Annotated in this window: 19 protein-coding genes; 16 read left to right on the plus strand and 3 right to left on the minus strand. The window is 44.0% G+C overall.

Features of this window, described 5'->3' with window-relative positions:
• The first annotated feature begins 201 nt into the window (after positions 1 to 201).
• The 14 genes from rbsD (at position 202) to vctC (ending at position 12897) form a co-directional block, all read left to right on the plus strand.
• Positions 202 to 621 (plus strand): D-ribose pyranase, encoded by a 420-nt coding sequence (gene rbsD, locus P4S59_RS19865; RefSeq protein WP_005397153.1) that lies wholly within the window; start codon positions 202 to 204, stop codon positions 619 to 621.
• Between the two features lie 23 nt (positions 622 to 644).
• Positions 645 to 2150 carry a ribose ABC transporter ATP-binding protein RbsA gene (gene rbsA / locus P4S59_RS19870; RefSeq protein ID WP_337168923.1) on the plus strand — a complete coding sequence of 502 codons (1506 nt, stop codon included), beginning with the start codon at positions 645 to 647 and terminating at the stop codon, positions 2148 to 2150.
• Positions 2147 to 3130 carry a ribose ABC transporter permease gene (gene rbsC, locus P4S59_RS19875; protein WP_006741011.1) on the plus strand — a complete coding sequence of 328 codons (984 nt, stop codon included), beginning with the start codon at positions 2147 to 2149 and terminating at the stop codon, positions 3128 to 3130. Before rbsA ends, rbsC begins: the two co-directional genes overlap by 4 nt.
• A gap of 77 nt (positions 3131 to 3207) precedes the next feature.
• Positions 3208 to 4086: a ribose ABC transporter substrate-binding protein RbsB gene (gene rbsB / locus P4S59_RS19880; RefSeq protein WP_005397160.1), complete on the plus strand. Its 879-nt coding sequence runs from the start codon at positions 3208 to 3210 to the stop codon at positions 4084 to 4086.
• A 225-nt stretch (positions 4087 to 4311) separates the two neighbouring features.
• On the plus strand, positions 4312 to 5229 hold the full coding sequence (gene rbsK / locus P4S59_RS19885; RefSeq protein ID WP_281189599.1) for a ribokinase: 918 nt from the start codon (positions 4312 to 4314) through the stop codon (positions 5227 to 5229).
• Positions 5230 to 5262: 33 nt separating this feature from the next.
• Positions 5263 to 6270 (plus strand): substrate-binding domain-containing protein, encoded by a 1008-nt coding sequence (locus tag P4S59_RS19890; protein WP_337168924.1) that lies wholly within the window; start codon positions 5263 to 5265, stop codon positions 6268 to 6270.
• 229 nt (positions 6271 to 6499) lie between these two features.
• Positions 6500 to 6718, plus strand: coding sequence for a hypothetical protein (locus P4S59_RS19895; protein WP_005499106.1), 219 nt, complete (start codon positions 6500 to 6502; stop codon positions 6716 to 6718).
• Positions 6719 to 6879: 161 nt separating this feature from the next.
• Positions 6880 to 7611, plus strand: coding sequence for a nicotinamide riboside transporter PnuC (gene pnuC, locus P4S59_RS19900; RefSeq protein WP_005397168.1), 732 nt, complete (start codon positions 6880 to 6882; stop codon positions 7609 to 7611).
• Between the two features lie 10 nt (positions 7612 to 7621).
• Complete coding sequence (locus P4S59_RS19905; protein ID WP_301659046.1) at positions 7622 to 8353, plus strand: nucleoside phosphorylase; 732 nt, start codon at positions 7622 to 7624, stop codon at positions 8351 to 8353.
• Positions 8354 to 8485: 132 nt separating this feature from the next.
• A complete protein-coding gene (locus P4S59_RS19910) occupies positions 8486 to 9166 on the plus strand; it encodes a Crp/Fnr family transcriptional regulator (protein WP_005397172.1) in 681 nt (226 codons plus the stop codon).
• 163 nt (positions 9167 to 9329) lie between these two features.
• Positions 9330 to 10238 carry a siderophore ABC transporter substrate-binding protein gene (locus tag P4S59_RS19915; RefSeq protein ID WP_134645591.1) on the plus strand — a complete coding sequence of 303 codons (909 nt, stop codon included), beginning with the start codon at positions 9330 to 9332 and terminating at the stop codon, positions 10236 to 10238.
• Between the two features lie 22 nt (positions 10239 to 10260).
• Entirely contained in the window at positions 10261 to 11196 is a 936-nt protein-coding gene (vctD, locus tag P4S59_RS19920) for an iron chelate uptake ABC transporter permease subunit VctD (protein ID WP_041853077.1), read from the plus strand.
• Positions 11189 to 12139, plus strand: a complete 951-nt coding sequence (gene vctG / locus P4S59_RS19925) for an iron chelate uptake ABC transporter permease subunit VctG (RefSeq protein WP_012842333.1) — start codon at positions 11189 to 11191, stop codon at positions 12137 to 12139. Before vctD ends, vctG begins: the two co-directional genes overlap by 8 nt.
• A gap of 2 nt (positions 12140 to 12141) precedes the next feature.
• Complete coding sequence (gene vctC, locus P4S59_RS19930) at positions 12142 to 12897, plus strand: iron chelate ABC transporter ATP-binding protein VctC (protein ID WP_005397181.1); 756 nt, start codon at positions 12142 to 12144, stop codon at positions 12895 to 12897.
• Between the two features lie 54 nt (positions 12898 to 12951).
• Here vctC and cueR read toward each other — a convergent pair whose 3' ends face one another.
• Both cueR and P4S59_RS19940 read right to left on the minus strand, forming a co-directional pair.
• On the minus strand, positions 12952 to 13338 hold the full coding sequence (gene cueR / locus P4S59_RS19935; protein ID WP_012842332.1) for a Cu(I)-responsive transcriptional regulator: 387 nt from the start codon (positions 13336 to 13338) through the stop codon (positions 12952 to 12954).
• An 87-nt stretch (positions 13339 to 13425) separates the two neighbouring features.
• Positions 13426 to 14394: an AraC family transcriptional regulator gene (locus tag P4S59_RS19940; protein WP_337168925.1), complete on the minus strand. Its 969-nt coding sequence runs from the start codon at positions 14392 to 14394 to the stop codon at positions 13426 to 13428.
• A 116-nt stretch (positions 14395 to 14510) separates the two neighbouring features.
• Here P4S59_RS19940 and P4S59_RS19945 point away from each other — a divergent pair, with 116 nt between their 5' ends.
• Complete coding sequence (locus tag P4S59_RS19945) at positions 14511 to 16517, plus strand: TonB-dependent siderophore receptor (RefSeq protein ID WP_256950865.1); 2007 nt, start codon at positions 14511 to 14513, stop codon at positions 16515 to 16517.
• Between the two features lie 42 nt (positions 16518 to 16559).
• The gene (locus P4S59_RS19950; protein WP_005397185.1) at positions 16560 to 16841 is read left to right on the plus strand and encodes a DUF2218 domain-containing protein; all 282 of its coding nucleotides are present in this window, start codon (positions 16560 to 16562) and stop codon (positions 16839 to 16841) included.
• Between the two features lie 105 nt (positions 16842 to 16946).
• On the opposite strand, the gene P4S59_RS19955 is transcribed toward P4S59_RS19950, so the two are convergent.
• Positions 16947 to 17183, minus strand: a complete 237-nt coding sequence (locus tag P4S59_RS19955) for a YgjV family protein (protein WP_337168926.1) — start codon at positions 17181 to 17183, stop codon at positions 16947 to 16949.
• Between the last annotated feature and the right edge of the window lie 539 nt (positions 17184 to 17722).

The raw sequence follows: 17722 nt of genomic DNA on the forward strand, positions 1-17722 counted from the left end.
GTGTGACTCATGTACCTTTTTACTATTCGATGACCCGCTAATTACGGATCATTCTCACACCTTATCGATCTCACTCTGGTCAAATTACCACAACGAATTATTATTTCATCGAAACGTTTCGATGAGTTTTCTGTTAATAACGAAAACACTTTAAAACAGGCGCTCATGGTTGTATGAACGTGTAACCGAAAGGTCGATGAGATGAAAAAAAGTACCCTAATTAACTCAGATATTTCTTACTTGGTGGCGACGCTAGGCCACACCGATGAGATCACGATATGTGACGCTGGCCTGCCAATCCCTGAGCATGTACAGCGAATTGATTTGGCGCTAACGCATGGCGTACCAAGTTTTCTTGATACTGTTCGCGTGATTCTATCTGAGTCGCAAATCGAAGGGGTCATCATTGCGGAAGAGTTTTCTGATGTAAGCCCTGTTTTGCATCAAGCATTGCTTAACGAACTGAGCAAAGAGAGCGAAGAAACGGGTAAATCTATCGAGATCAGCTACGTGTCACATGAAGCATTTAAAGCACGCACGGCACAAAGCCGCGCTGTCGTTCGAACTGGCGAATGCTCGCCATACGCGAACGTTATCTTTCAAGCGGGCGTGGTTTTTTAAGCCAGAGATATTGAGGACAGATTATGACTCAAGCCATTCTACAACTGAGCGACATTGAGAAAGCGTTCCCGGGCGTGAAAGCACTGGACAAAGCGAGCCTGAATGTTTACCCAGGCCGTGTCATGGCGCTCATGGGAGAAAATGGAGCAGGCAAGTCAACATTGATGAAGGTGCTGACTGGCATCTATCACATGGATGCGGGTAGCATCCAATATCAAGGCCAACCTGCCGCGTTTAAAGGGCCGCGTGATTCACAGGAAGCGGGCATCAGCATCATTCACCAAGAATTGAACTTGATCCCTGAACTAACGATTGCTGAAAACATCTATCTAGGTCGTGAATTTACCGGCACGATGGGGCGTATTCAGTGGGGCAAGATGTATGAAGAAGCAGACAAGTTGCTTCAACGCCTTAACGTAAAGCACTCATCGAAAACGTTGCTTGGTGATTTGAGCCTAGGTGAACAGCAAATGGTGGAGATCGCGAAAGCGCTTTCGTTTGAATCGAAAGTCATCATTATGGATGAGCCAACTGACGCGCTGACTGATACCGAGACGGAGTCACTATTTAAAGTGATCAACGAGCTTCGAGAGCAGGGCTGCGGTATCGTTTACATCTCACACCGTCTTAAAGAAATCTTTGAAATCTGTGATGACATCACGGTGCTTCGTGACGGTAAATTTATCGGTGAATGTAAAGTAGCAGACACTGATGAAGACGGCCTGATCGAAATGATGGTTGGTCGTAAGTTAGAAGAACAATACCCACGTATTGATGTGCGACATGGCGAAACTTGCCTTGAAGTGATTGGCCTGACTGGCTCTGGCGTTCACAATGTGAGCTTCACGCTGAAACGCGGTGAAATTTTGGGTATTTCTGGTTTGATGGGGGCAGGCCGCACCGAACTGATGAAAGTGATTTACGGCGCGTTGCCAAGTGAGCATGGTGTTATCAACCTCGATAACAAAACCATTAACCCGGTTAGCCCACAAGATGGCTTAGCAAATGGCATCGCTTATATCTCTGAAGACCGCAAAGGCGATGGCTTGGTGTTAGGTCTCTCGGTTAAGGAGAATATGTCACTTTGTTCTCTCAATCATTTGACTAAAGGCTTCCAAATCCAACATAGCGACGAAGTGATTGCCGTGGAAGATTTTATCAAGCTATTTAATATCAAAACCCCTACGCGCGACCAAATCATTGGTAACTTATCCGGCGGTAACCAGCAAAAAGTGGCGATCGCGAAAGGGTTAATGACCAAACCTAAAGTTCTGATTCTCGATGAGCCAACACGTGGCGTCGATGTCGGTGCGAAAAAAGAAATTTATCAACTCATCAACAAGTTCAAAGCCGAAGGCATGAGCATCATCTTGGTGTCTTCCGAGATGCCAGAAGTGCTCGGTATGAGTGACCGCATTCTGGTTATGCATGAAGGTCGTATTACTGGCGAATTCGATGCGAAAGACGCCGATCAAGAAAAATTACTCGCCTGTGCCGTAGGCAAAAAGATCAATGAGGAAGCAGCATGAGTACTAATACCATGAGCAAACCAACCGAAGCTAGCAACAAGAAGTTGTTCACAAAAGAGTGGTTGATTGAGCAAAAATCACTGATAGCACTGATTTTTTTGATTGTTGTTGTGTCATTTTTGAACCCGAACTTCTTTACGGTCGACAACATTCTCAACATTCTTCGTCAAACCTCAGTGAATGCCATTATCGCGGTAGGTATGACACTGGTTATTTTAACCGCAGGCATCGACTTGAGTGTTGGTTCCGTACTGGCGCTATGTGGTGCCTTTGCGGCAAGCATGATTGCGCTTGAAGTCCCGGTGCTGGTGGCGGTTCCGACTGCTTTAGTCGCAGGTGCAGCGTTAGGTGCAATTAGCGGCATCATCATTGCTAAGGGCAAAGTACAGGCCTTTATCGCTACGCTGGTTACCATGACGTTACTACGCGGTGTGACTATGGTGTACACCGAAGGTCGTCCAATCTCGACAGGTTTTACTGACACAGCTGATGCGTTTGCATGGTTTGGTACCGGCTACGCGCTAGGTATTCCAGTACCTGTTTGGTTAATGGTGGTTGTGTTCGCAGCGGCTTGGTACTTACTTAACCACACTCGCTTTGGTCGCTACGTTTACGCACTAGGTGGCAACGAATCAGCGACTCGTCTATCTGGTATCAATGTAGACCGAGTGAAGATTGGTGTATACGCAATCTGCGGTATGCTGGCAGCGCTTGCAGGCATCATCGTGACTTCTCGTCTGTCTTCGGCGCAGCCAACAGCGGGTATGGGTTACGAGTTAGATGCGATTGCTGCGGTTGTACTTGGCGGTACCAGCTTGATGGGCGGTAAAGGACGCATCATGGGTACGCTAATTGGTGCGCTGATCATCGGTTTCTTAAACAACGCTCTTAACCTACTAGACGTTTCCTCATACTACCAAATGATTGCCAAAGCAGTGGTTATCTTGCTCGCAGTACTGGTAGACAACAAAAACAAATAATCCATAACCATTAAATCCTGAATACAAACCGAGCCAGTGGGCGTGTGCTGGCTCACCCTACACAAAGGACTAGAACGATGAAAAAACTTGCAACTCTTATCTCTGCTGCACTTCTTTCTTCCACTGTATCAGTAGCGGCACAAGCCCAAGATACGATGGCGATTGTGGTTTCGACGCTAAACAACCCGTTCTTCGTAACGATGAAAGACGGTGCGGAAGCTAAAGCCAAAGAATTGGGGTACGACTTAATTGTACTGGACTCGCAAAATGACCCGAGCAAAGAACTGTCGAACATCGAGGATTTAAGTATTCGCGGTGTAAAAGCAATTCTTATCAACCCAACGGATTCTGATGCTGTGTCTAATGCGATTCGTATGGCGAACCGTTCTAAGATCCCTGTATTGACACTAGACCGTGGCGCAAGCCGTGGTGAAGTCGTGAGTCACATCGCGTCCGACAACGTGATCGGTGGTGAAATGGCAGGCCACTACATCATGGAAAAAGTTGGCGAAAAAGCAAAAGTAATTCAGCTTGAAGGTATTGCGGGCACATCGGCGGCGCGCGAGCGTGGTGAAGGTTTCATGAATGCCGTGAAGGGCAGCGATATGGATCTTCTTGCCAGCCAGCCAGCAGACTTTGACCGTACTAAAGGCCTAAACGTGATGGAAAACCTACTCGCGGCTAACCCTGATGTACAAGCGGTGTTCGCACAGAATGATGAAATGGCGCTAGGTGCACTTCGCGCCGTTCAAGCTTCTGGCAAAGACGTCGTTATCGTTGGTTTTGATGGCACGGAAGACGGCATTGCCGCAGTTAACCGTGGCAAGCTAGCAGCAACCATCGCACAGCAACCAGATCTTATCGGTGCTTTAGGTGTTGAAACGGCTGACAAAGTCTTGAAAGGTGAAAAAGTAGAAGAATACATTCCGGTGCCACTAAAAGTAGTGACTAAATAAGTTTGACGTTCAATAAAGCGTCCTAATTTTTGCTCTCTCCTCCGTTTATATCTGTCGTTTAGGAGGAGAGGGCAAACATACCCAAGTGACTTAAAAATGCAGGGTATAGATGCCTTTGGCTTTTTATCGTGACTCCTTCGCTAAGAAGAGAAGTTAAAGTCATCTAATGTATTTTCCAAAATAGTTTTTCAAAAAAAGGGTTCATTCAGAACCGAGGATAACCGTATGAATAAGTTAGTGGTGTTAGGTAGTGTAAACGCTGACCATGTTCTTCAAGTGCCTTCTTTCCCTCGCCCTGGCGAAACGCTACATGGTCGCAACTATCAAGTTATCCCAGGTGGCAAAGGTGCCAACCAAGCTGTTGCTGCAGCTCGACTCAAGGCTGATATTGGCTTTATTGCTTGTGTAGGCGATGACTCGTTCGGCATCAATATTCGTGAAAACTTCAATATGGACGGCATCGACATCACTGGTGTGAAGATGCAACCAAACTGCCCAACTGGCATTGCGATGATTCAAGTGTCGGATAGTGGTGAAAACAGCATTTGTATTTCAGCAGAAGCGAATGCCAAATTGACAGCAGAAGCGATTGAGCCAGATTTAGAACGCATTCGCCAAGCGGATTACCTGCTGATGCAATTGGAAACGCCGATGTGCGGCATTGAGAAAGCCGCGCGAGTGGCGAAAGATGCAAAAACTAACGTCATTTTAAACCCAGCCCCTGCTCGTGAACTGTCAGACGAACTGCTTGCTTGTATTGATGTTATTACACCAAATGAAACCGAAGCTGAAGTGTTGACGGGGGTAACGGTAACGGATAATGACAGCGCGCAAGAAGCGGCGAATGTGCTTCATAGCAAAGGTATCGAAATTGTCATGATCACTCTCGGTGCGAAGGGTGTTTGGTTAAGTCAAAATGGTAGAGGTGAGCTCATCCCGGGGTTCCGTGTTGACGCGACCGATACCACCGCAGCAGGGGATACGTTTAATGGGGCATTCGTCACTGGCCTGTTAGAGGGTTTACCTTTAGAATCAGCAATTAAGTTTGCACATGCGGCGGCTGCAATTTCTGTGACCCGCTTTGGCGCGCAGACGTCGATCCCAACTCGCGAAGAGGTGGACGCGTTTCTCGCTGCACAATAGGGCTTAAACGCCTCATCAATTAGGAGTAATAACATGGCGACGATGAAAGACATCGCAAAACTGGCAGGGGTTTCCACTTCAACAGTGAGCCATGTTATTAACAAGACGCGTTTTGTGAGTGAAGAGATCTCCGAACGCGTCAATAATGCCGCAAAAGAACTTAACTACTATGCGCCATCAGCTTTGGCGCGTAGCCTCAAAGTCAATCGTACCCAAACCATTGGTATGCTGGTGACAACTTCAACCAACCCATTCTTTGGCGAAGTCGTAAAAGGCGTCGAACGCAGTTGCTATAACAAAGGTTATAGCCTCATTTTATGCAATACCGAAGGTGATAACGAACGCATGCGCCAATCCATTAATACGCTTTTGCAAAAGCGTGTCGATGGTTTGATCTTGATGTGCTCCTCGCTAGAAGGGGAGCGTATCGATGTATTTGAGCGTTATCCTGATATCCCTGTCGTGGTGATGGATTGGGGGCCGATGCTGTTTACGAGCGACAAAATTCAAGATAACTCGCTTCGTGGCGGTTACCTAGCGGCGAAATACCTGATTGATTGTGGCCACACAGAAATAGGATGTATCACCGGCCCTTTGATTAAACACCAAGCGCAAATGCGATACGAAGGTTACAAACGTGCGATGAACGAAGCAGGCTTGGAATTTAATGCCAACTGGATAATTGAATCGGACTTCGAATGTGAAGGCGGATATCAAGCATTTATGAAAATGGCGCAGCGAGGCACCTTACCCAGTTCGATTTTTGTTTCCAATGATATGATGGCGATGGGTGTGATTAACGCCGCAAATGAGCTCAATATTAAAGTCCCGGAACAGATTTCAATCATCGGTTACGATGACATACATATCGCGAAGTTCATGTCGCCTTCCTTAACGACCATCCACCAACCCAAATATCGACTCGGCCAAGCCGCCGTCGAAACTCTTGTCCGAAGACTGGACGACAAATCTAACGAAGCTCAAGTCGTTCAACTGGAACCAGCATTGGTTGTACGCAACAGTGTGACGAATTTCTCTTAATTAAAAACAAACGTATGGTTAACAAATTTAGTGCATATAATTTATAAAGAATGGGCTAAAAATAAATAAGCATGCAAAACAGATGTTCGAATTTATTAACTCAATATTTGAAAAGTGTGATTTTTTGCGAGTAACTCGAAAGATTTCGTGTAGATAGTGCTTAAAAAGCTTATTATTAATAAAGTCTATAATTAGATTTATAAATTATTGAGATGAATGGAAAATCTTTATGTTAGTTAAGAGATATGCACAGTATTCAGTAAAGAGGCCGTGGTTTCACCGTTTCAATATTTCACTAGTATTAACGGTGTTTGTCGTGAGTGTTTATGAGCTACTTGCGAATGAAGAGTATGTATACTTGGCTGGCGTGGTGTTTACATTTGCTTCGACTTTACTGTTCGCGTCAGCATCTACGTTCAAAAAGCGCTACCTAGGACACGAGTCCTAGTTCATTTGGAATGAATGGTTGAGATAAATAGGCGCTTTCAAGCAAATATTGAACTGAATTATGATCGAGTGCATCAAGAGGGGGACAAATGTCCTCCTTTTTGTTAGGTGTCACGCCCTAATATAGGCATATTCCCAAACAAAATAATAAAGGACATCGACATGGACCTACTTGCCTTACTCGATATAAACAACACCCTGGTTAACATTCCAATAGGCGGCGGTTACGCAATGAGTTGGATCGAAGCTTTCGGTACGGTTTTTGGATTGCTTTGCATTTGGTTTGCTAGCCAAGAAAAAACCATCAACTACTTATTCGGTTTGCTGAATGTCACTCTTTTTGCCGTTATCTTTTTCCAAATTCAGTTATACGGATTATTACTTCTTCAACTGTTTTTCTTCTGTGCGAACATTTACGGTTGGTATGCTTGGACTCGTCCAAATGCGGAAGGTGAAACGCTGGAAGTACGCTGGTTAAACAAACAGAAACTCATCGCCACTGCTTCTATTAGCGTTGTGTCTATCGCGTTGTTAACCATCTACATCGACCCTTTTTTCTTTGCATTAGCAAACATTGCTGTTGATAGCTTGAATCTCTTTGGTGCAGGTTTGGCTGATCCGGTACTTGAACCAGATGCGTTCCCGTTTTGGGATGCAACCATGACAGTACTTTCTGTTGTTGCACAAATTCTGATGACACGTAAATATGTGGAAAACTGGATTCTTTGGGTTGTGATTAACATCATCAGTGTTGGTATCTACGCGACACAGGGTGTTTATGCGATGTCCGTTCAGTATGCGATTTTGATGTTCATTGCTGCCAATGGTACGCGTGAATGGGCCCGTAGCGCCAAGCGCAATGGCGATAAAACCTTAGCTCAAGCTGCAGCTTAAGGAACGAAAAATGGCGAAACAACCTCATATTGGTGTTGATGAAACACAAGTCGCTCCTCTCGTCATTGTATGTGGTGAGCCAGACCGAGCTAATCGTATTGCCGCATTATTGGATGATGCAGAAATGATCTCGGAAAATCGCGAGTACCGAGTTTTTACTGGCAAATACAAAGACCAGCCTGTTTCAGTATGCAGCACAGGCATCGGCGCGCCATCGATGATCATCGCAGTTGAAGAGCTAAAACAGTGCGGTGTGACTCATGTGGTACGTGTCGGATCGGCAGGTGCGATGCAATCTGGGATTCAGCTTGGCGAGCTAATCATTGCCGAAGGTGCGGTAAGAGATGAAGGCGGCTCCAAAGCGTATGTGGATTCGGCTTATCCGGCGTACGCAAGCTTTTCCTTATTAAAGGAAGTTGAGCGTTACCTGTCAGTACAAGAGGCGCGTTATCATTTCGGTGTGGTACGTTCTCACGACAGTTTCTATACCGATGACGAAGATGCGATATGCCAATACTGGAACAAGAAGGGCGTCTTAGGTGCTGATATGGAAACCTCAGCTTTGTTTGCCGTTGGCCGATTACGTGGTCTTCATGTGGCTTCGATCTTAAATAACGTCGTTCTGTACCAACAAGATGTGAAAGAAGGGGTTGGCCAGTACGTTGATGAAGCGAAAGTAATGATGCAAGGTGAGAAGCTTGCTGTAATGACGGCGTTAGAAGCGCTGATTGCTCAGAGGTAGTCCGTACTAACCTCAGTAACTCTTATAAATCAATGAATGTAAAGCGACAGGCCACTGTCGCTTTTTTATTTGGTGTTACGGGGTACAATCCACCTGAGATAGTTATCAGTAACTTTTCTGAGAGAGCAGAGAATGAAAATCAGCCCGTATCCAACTGGCCGCTTCAAAACATACCTTGAAAAAAAGAGCGTTGCCTTTCGTGAGATGATCTATCAGTGTCAAATTAGTACGCGTTACTTTGATGCTGGGGAAGAAATTCTCCGCCAAGGTGAGCAACTTCAGTACTTATATGTTGTGCCGGTAGGTCGAGTGTCAATGAGCATATTGGCCGCGAATGGGCGACGCTTTCAATTAGGAGAGGCAAACTGCGACTACCATATCTATGGTGAAATGGAGTACTTCACTCAGACTCCTTGCCAATGGAATGTGATTGCAGATGAGCACATGCAGGTTGATGTCATCTGCATCCAAAAACTAACTGAAGCGCTACAAAAGCATCCAGAAATGATGGTGTTCTTTGCTTCAGCGTTGGCCGAAGATTATCAAGACTCTATGGATATCTATACCAATCGGTTATTGCATCCCATTACTTATAATATTGCGTATGATCTTTTCGTCCGTAATCAAACCAATACATTGCTCGGTGGCTTTGACAAAGTAAATCAAGAAGCTGAGCGATTTGGTACTTCTGGCCGTGTTTATCGACGTGCAGTTAAAGATTTGATTGAAAAGGGATTGATTGCAAAAACGGAAAACGGGTTGGAGATTATTGATGAGCCAGCACTCAAAGCATTTATCGAAGCGCATGAATGATACACCTAGATATTGCAATGAATGGTTTTTATAAGTCTTTGATATAGTTGAAGCTCGAATAAGCGTAACTAATGTAAAGTACCTTAAATTTTGTTGAATGCAGTAAAGAGTAACGCTATATTGCGAACGCGCATGATAATAGATCTCATTAAGGCTTAACAAAATGAAAAAATTCGTCGGTGCGGCTATGCTGTCGCTATTTACTGTTTCTCCTTCTTTCGCTGCTAAGGTTGTGATTGACCATTACATGGGTCAAACCGAGCTAGAACAATCACCAGAACGCGTGGTTGTGATTGGCTTTGGACCGCTAGATGCGCTGGACAACTTTGGCATCGATCCTGTTGCAGTTTCTAACTCTTCTAATCTGCCTAGCTACCTTTCAAAGTACAGCAAAGATAACTACACCTCTGCGGGTAGTTTGTTTGAACCTGACTTTGAAACCATTTACATGCAAAAACCGGATTTGATATTGGTTGGTCCGCGAGCGTCTGCGAAATATGAAGAGCTGAGTGAAATTGCTCCTACGGTCGTTTTTGCTGCGAAAGAGAATCAAGGTTACTGGGAAGGTACGCAAGCACAGTGGCGCAATATTGGTAAAATCTTCGATATCGAAGAAAAAGTAGAGCAGAAAATTGAAGCGCTAGATGCTCAATTCAAAGCAATCCGTGACTACAATCAATCAAATAACAATGATGCGTTAACGATTTTAAGCATGGGTGACAACATCAGTGCGTTTGGAGCTCAATCACGATTTGGTGTTATTTATAACGATTTCGGTTTCTTGGAAACGGTTGAACACGTGAAAACGGGCACTCACGGAGATGTTATTTCTTATGAATTTATTCGTGAAGCTAACCCGAAAAATATACTCGTAGTTGACCGCAATTCGCTGAAAGGCACGCCAGATAACGATATTCGTAAGTCCATGGATAACGACTTAGTCAAAGCAACCGCCGCATATAAGAATCACAAAATCACTTATTTAGATGTGGACGCGTGGTACTTGTCGATGTCTGGTGTGACTGCAACAGAAAAAATGGTCAGTGAGATCAAGCAAACCGTTGAACTGTAATCCAAGATAGCAGAGGTTAACTTTGAAAAAGTTATTGCTAACCCTTGTGGTTTTAAGCACGGTTTCGTTATTTGTTGGGGTGGCAAACATGACGCCCCAACAGTTATTTTCGGGTGATGAGAAAGCGTTAGAGCTTTTCTTTACCAGCCGTATACCACGTTTATTCGCCATACTGCTTGCTGGTGCAGGCTTAAGTATTGCAGGCCTTATTATGCAGCAAATCAGTCAGAACCGATTTGCTGCACCTTCTACAACCGGTACGATCGAATGTGCCATGCTGGGCTACGTACTGAGCGTGGTTTTCTTTGGAAACGACAATCACCTATGGCTTGTCTTTGGTATCTCGGTGTTCGGGACGCTAGCATTTATTTTCTTTATTCAACGCATTCAATTTAAGAGTGTGGTCTTTGTGCCACTTGTCGGAATTATTTTCGGCAATGTCATCCAATCCATGACTACATTTATTGCTTACAAATACGATGCGTTACAAAGTCTAAACGCTTGGACGGTAGCGAATTTTGCCAACATCTTACGTGGTGACTTTGAGCTACTGTACATCGCGGTACCAATGGCTATTCTAAGCTATCTTTTTGCCGCACGGATTTCAGCCGTGGGTATCGGAAAAGATTTCGCGGTTAACTTGGGGTTAAATTATCAGCAGGTTGTCACGATTGGTGTGCTGTTGGTGTCCATCATGTCGGCAAGTGTCGTGATGATTGTTGGGCAGCTGCCATTCCTGGGTCTGATTGTGCCAAATCTCGTTAGTCACTTTTATGGTGATAACCTCAAAAAGAACATCCCGCTTACGGCCATGTATGGGGCGACTTTAGTGCTGTGTTGCGACTTGGTGAGTCGTTTGATTATCTTCCCTCATGAAATGCCAATCTCTATCGTGATCAGCATATTGGGTGGTGTGGTATTCATCGCGATGTTGTTGCGAGGTAAGCAACATGCGTGATTCAACGAAAATCCTACTGCTAGGTGGCATTGCGGTACTTTTTGCATGTTTGTTTATTGGTATTGGGCTAACGGCTGACAACTACCAGTATTTTTTATCTCGTAGAGTTCCTAAAGTATTGGCGATAGTGCTAGCGGGTGTGGCTATTGCTCAGTCTTCACTTGTATTTCAAACCATTACGCACAACCGAATTTTAACGCCAAGTATCATGGGGTTTGATGCGTTGTATGTGTTGACGCAAATTTTGATCGTGCTGATTTTTGGTGGTTTGAGTACTTTAGTTCTTAACTTGTACGTCAATTTCACGATTGCCGTAATTGTAATGGTGTCGTTTTCGTTATTGTTGTTTGGTTTTTACTTTTCTAAAGGAAGCAAGAACTTGATTACGTTGCTATTGGTCGGCTTGATCTTTGGTCAGCTATTTTCCAATGCGGCGTCATTTTTCTCTTTGCTGATGGACCCAAATACGTTTGCAATCGTTCAATCGAAACTTTACGCCAGCTTTAATAATGTCAAAGTGAATTTGGTTTACTTTAGTGCGCCAGCTTTGATGTTTGCATGTTGGTTGCTATTTAGTATGCATCGCACTTTAGATGTGTTTTGGCTCGACCAAGACAATGCGAAAAGTTTGGGCGTCGACGTACCTAAGGTGACGCGAAATGTATTCATTATCTCGGCGGTTCTGATTGCTATTTCTACGGCTCTAGTGGGACCAATCATGTTCTTTGGTTTGCTGGTGACCAACTTAAGCCGAGAAATGTTCCGAAGTTACCAACACAAAACGCTATTGGTTGGTTGTTCGTTTCTCTCCATCAGCTCGTTACTGGCTGGGCAATGGATTATCGAGAACGTGTTCAGTTTTGAGACGACGTTGAGTGTCGTTATTAACTTTATTGGTGGTGCGTATTTCTTATACCTACTACTGAAAAACAAAGTTGTATAAATATGATAGTGATAGACAAATTAACGAAGGCCTTCGGTTCAAACAAAGTAGTTGATGAGGCCAATACTCAGTTTGAAAAGGGCAAGGTAACATCGATTATTGGCCCGAATGGTGCGGGAAAGAGCACGCTGTTATCTATGGCTTCGCGCTTAACGGAGCGGGATGGTGGTAGTGTTATCATTGATTGCAAGGAAATTGCGGAATGGGACACTAAAGAGTTAGCGAAAAAGCTGGCGGTACTTCGTCAAGCCAACTCTATTACCATGCGATTTACCGTGAAGGAGTTGGTCTCTTTTGGCCGTTTCCCATACTCCAAAGGAAATCTGACCAAAGAAGATCATGCGGTGATTGAACAAGCGATCGACTATCTAGATTTACAAGGTATCCAAGACAAATATTTGGATGAATTAAGTGGTGGTCAGCGACAGCTTGCGTTTATTGCCATGGTGATTGCACAAGATACAGACTACGTTTTTCTTGATGAACCACTTAACAATCTAGATATCAAACACTCTCTTCAGATCATGAAAGTGGTCCAGCGGTTAGCTCATGACATGAACAAAGCCATGGTGGTGGTTATTCATGATATTAATTTCGCAGCGTGCTACTCGGATGTCATATTGGCGCTTAAGCAAGGCAAAGTTGTGGCAAGTGGTGCGGTTGAAGAGGTGATTCAGGCGTCTACGCTAGAGGATATCTACGAAACGCCGTTTAACATTATCGAATTAAACGGCAAGCGCATGTGTACTTACCACTAATCCGACCTCAGGGCTTAATGAAAGCGATTCCTCAATGAGGATAGATAGGCGAGTTTACTTGGTGAGCTCGTCTATGATTGGGCATCGGCTTTCAGCGTCTCCCGGACAAGAAGAAACCCAACCTTCAAGTTGCGTTTTGATCTCCATAAGGTGCGCGATTTTTTCTTCAACCTCTCTCAGCTTATCCATGGTTCTTGCTTTTACTTCGCTGCTTTTTCGGTTGGGATTATGGGCAAGCTGCACAAACTCTTTGCATTCTTGCAGTGAAAAGCCAGCGTTTTTTGCGCGTGATACTAAGTTAAGCTCTTGAATATGATTATCTGAATATTCGCGATAGCCAGAGTCGCTGCGCGCTGGTGGAGATATGATCCCTTTGTCTTCATACAATCGAATCGACTTAGATGAAAGCCCAGTAAGCTTTGCGACAGCACCAATATTCATGTTCAACCTCCATAACGTTTAAGGCGAGTATATACCGATGTAGTGGATAAGACACTCCTAAATAACAGTCAGTTACCTGGGGCCTCTTTACTCTTTTATCACTTCATGCGGTGGTACACCAAATACCTTTTTGAAAGCGCAGGTGAAGTTGGAAGGGTGGTGGTATCCGGCTTCATAAGCCGCTTCCGTGATCGTCACTAGGCCACGTTCCAAGTGTTGCCTCGCAATCTCAAGGCGACGAAAGCGAATATAACCATTTACGGTCATATTCAGTGATTGTTTAAATCGGCGCTGCAGGTTTGAAACGCTCATTGAAAACACGCTTGCCAACTTTTCTAAGCCTAGTTCTTGCTCAAGGTGAGTTTCTATATAGCTAACAATATCCTCTATTCGACCATCTGTGTGCCGTTCATGGTTATTTTTATTAGCACTGAAGTTTTTGGGGATTTGCTCAGTCGCTTGATGCAAAATTTGATAGATCAAGCTTTCAACTTCCAACTTATCTTGGAATTCTTGTGGTGTTTCTCGGCTTGTCAGCGTTTCAGCCAGTTCGCATAACGCCTGGTTAAGCTCTAGAGGATGAAACGCCTGATGAGAGTTAAAAAAGGACCGATGACGACAGGTTTGGTCAAGGCGAGCCTCTAGCCACTGGGGCTTAACCAATATGTTGATCTTATTAATGACGTTATCTTTGAGCAGTGAACGACGAAAGTTTGCAGGTTTGAGTAGGTTCACCACAACACCTTTAGGGCCGTCGCTTGCGTCTAAATCAAATTGCAAATCGTCATAGCCAAACGAGAGCTTACCTTCTAAAAGAATAGTGACCAACAGTGAGGCGTGTACAGTAGAAACAATATGTGAATCAACAAGCTCTAGGCAACGTCCTCCATGAACAAAGATTTGATCATTGTACTGATATGATAGGAATTTGCCTTCTGCCAGTTGAGTTTGACAAGGTTGACCTTGAGTGACGATCCACTGCTTTTCTGTGGCTTCCAGTTTTTGGGTTAAAGCGATCTTGGCAATTCTAGTTCGTTTTGGTGTGACTTCCTGCATTTGACACTTCCTCATAACACTTGTGCGATTTCGCATAATCAAATCGCCTTTGTATTTATAAAACTCATGCTTATTATACCTGAGAATTATTATCATTAATATTTAGGAATGAAGTTATGGAAAGCCCTGCTTGTTCATCTATCAAGCTTTCAAGCCTTTGCCTTGCAGTGGGAATGGCGCTATCAAACCCTGTTTTAGCTCAAGATACCGAGTCACATTTTGAAGAAGTCGTTGTATGGGGAACAAAAGTTTCTAGCAATACCGAGTCGATGTTTGCAGACGATATGTCACTGAAGCAAGCGGATCATATGTCTGATTTACTGCGCGATATTCCCGGTGTGGATGTTGGTGGAACACACTCTGTGAATCAACGTATTACCATTCGTGGTTTGAGCGAAACCGATTTGGACATTCGTCTTGATGGTGCTTCTCAGCATGCGAGCATGTTCCATCACATTGGGAACTTGACGCTAAACCCTGACATTCTCAAATCTGCCGATATCCAGGTAGGTAATAACTCTGTGACTCAAAATGGCTTAGGCGGCTCGGTTTATTTTGAAACGAAAGACGCTCGCGATTTACTTCGTTACGATGAAACGTTTGGCGCTCGTGTTTATGGCGGTTATGCATCCAACGACAACCAACAAGGCTCGTTGACACTGTACGGGCTTTTGTCCGAAAACATTGATGCGATGGTTTATGGCCATTACGTTACGCGTGATGACTTCGAAGATGGTGACGGCAACAAAACCTATGGCGCTGCGGGTGATGTTTACAACATTCTGGCTAAGTTGGGGTATGAACTAAACGACATCCATCGTTTTGAGCTCTCTTATGACATGTACCGAGACAGTGGTGATTACAGTCCGCGTCCTGATATGTCGGGTAGTGCGAACAATGGCTTATCGAGCACGTTACTTATTCCTACGGATTATGACCGAGATACCGTTACCTTGAGTTACGAGCTGCGAGGCGAACAGCATAAAGGTAACGTCACACTTTATAATACCGAGACAGAAATTAAACGGGATGAGAGCGTTATGGCTCCTCGCTGGCCTTCGAACCGTTTATCGAAGAACACCGCTAAAAACCAAAACTTTGGTTTGAATGGTAAGTTCCAGTCGGATGTTATGTTAGGTGAGTTTGATAATCGAATCACCTATGGTTTCGACTACATGGATAAGACATCTTCAAGTTACTACGGTAGTCGTAAGTTCATGGATGAATCGGCCATTTCAACCGCATTGTTTGTAGAAGACCAGTTCTTCTTCTCTGATGCTTTCTTTGTTACCGCAGGTATGCGTTTTGATGATTACAAACGTGAAGCTGAAACGGGGACGAGTAACTATGATGATGTGACCTGGGCCCTAGCAGCAGAATGGGCAGTCACTCAGGATTGGACGTTGTTTGCGAGCGCACGCTCTCTATTCAAAGGCCCTGAGCTGATGGAAACCTTTATTGCTTACCAAGACGTTGCATTTTTAGAGGATGGACTAAAGCCAGAAACGGGGTTGAACACACAGGGTGGTGTCCGTTTTGATAAAACCTTTGATAAGCATTTCTTTGGAGCGAATATTACGGCATTCCAAACGGAAATTGATGATTACATTGCAGACCAGTACCAAAACGCGACTCAAACTTACCTGATTTACAACTTAGGTGATGTTGAGATTAAAGGCTTTGAGGCAAGTGCTTCTTATGGCTACGACAAGTTTAACAGCAAACTTTCTTACTCTAAGTCGGACACCAAAAACAAGAATACCGGTGGCCCTGTTGCTGGGGGTAATGGGCGTAGCATTGATATGGGTGATAGTATTGCTCTAACTTTGGATTACCAGTCAGACGCTTTAGAAACGATCTTCGGGTGGAACTCAATGTTTGTTCTAGAGGAAGACAACGTCTTTGATGGTCAGCCAAAGAAAGCAAGTTATGATGTACATAATCTATATGCTCAATGGGTGCCGTCTAATATTGATGGACTGTCGGTGACCTTTGGTATTGATAATGTATTTGACGAGTTGTACAGCTCTCATGCGTCTCGTTCGGGTACGGCACGTGGCTTCACGCTTGATGACTACGAGCCGGGTCGCAACTTCAAACTTTCTGCTGCTTATCAATTCTAATAGGGCTCCCGAGAGGGGGCGCTTCAAAACACGAGTAAATTCATGATTAAAGAAAGCACCCGAATAGATAGCGAACACGCTGACAAATACTTAGTGACACTTTGTCGGCATTTTGGACGAAAGGTTCCTGCTACTTGGAATGAAAACAGCGGTTTGGTGACATTTCCGACGGGAAAAGCGGAGTTTGCTCTTTGCGAGTCTAGCTTGACCATTATTTGTGAGGCGGATTCCGAAGAGAAACTGGGCAAAGTGAAGGCGATAATCTCATCACATGTAGACATGTTCTCTCGTCGAGAAACATTAGCACTTAACTGGGTTCGCTAGAGCTATTGATGAATGTGCAGAAAGTGAGAGCTCATTAAAAGCAAAAAGCCCGCGATCTTATCATTCGCGGGCTTTTATTGTTCGAATGCTATTGCTTTTTAGGCTCTAGATTCTAGGCTTTTTTTCCTGTTGCATTTTTGCTAGGAAGTAGATATTAACGCAAGCAATAAAGCCGTTAGTTAATACTACAGGCCAAGAATCAATCATTAGTCCGTAAGCAGTAAATAGCGCACAACCAATAAAGTTAAGGATACGAAGCTTAACAATATCTTTCATAGTTAGCGAAATTGCGACCATGATTGAAGCTGCATAACCTAAAATCTCAACCATATTCATGTCCATTTTTTGACCCTCTTAAAATCTGCCGAATTTTGTCGGTACCAATTCTTCTCATCTTGAGATTAATGAGGAAGCTCCATGCCTCGAATGGTCTTTTTTTGTTGTATGGACGCACTATATCAATGGAAAAACCGTGATAAAAGCCTCAAATCAAGGTTAAGAGAAGGTTAGCGATTACGCAAACGTTTAGGACGGGAATTACTGATAATTTTACTTATTGTGTTGATTGATAATAACGATGGTATTAATAGCTCTCACATCATTGAAAGTGGGGGAATATTTACATATGATTGAAAATGATAATTATTTTCAAGTGTGATGTTTATGTATTTTCTTATTAGCTTGCTCGTATTTTTTTACTGTATATCAGGACAAAGCCGAATTCGTGGTGCTCGGGAATTCATATTGTGAGCCACATTTTTATGGTTATATTTTGTCCAACGATTTATGTCATTCAATATTTAATCGTCACATTTTTCTCGTCACCAATATTGATTAAGTTGTCATCACGTTCAGGTGTATACAACATTCTTATTGCTTTT

The sequence above is a fragment of the Vibrio sp. M60_M70 genome (genome assembly GCF_037162085.1).
GTDB classification, from domain to species: Bacteria; Pseudomonadota; Gammaproteobacteria; order Enterobacterales; family Vibrionaceae; genus Vibrio; species Vibrio diabolicus.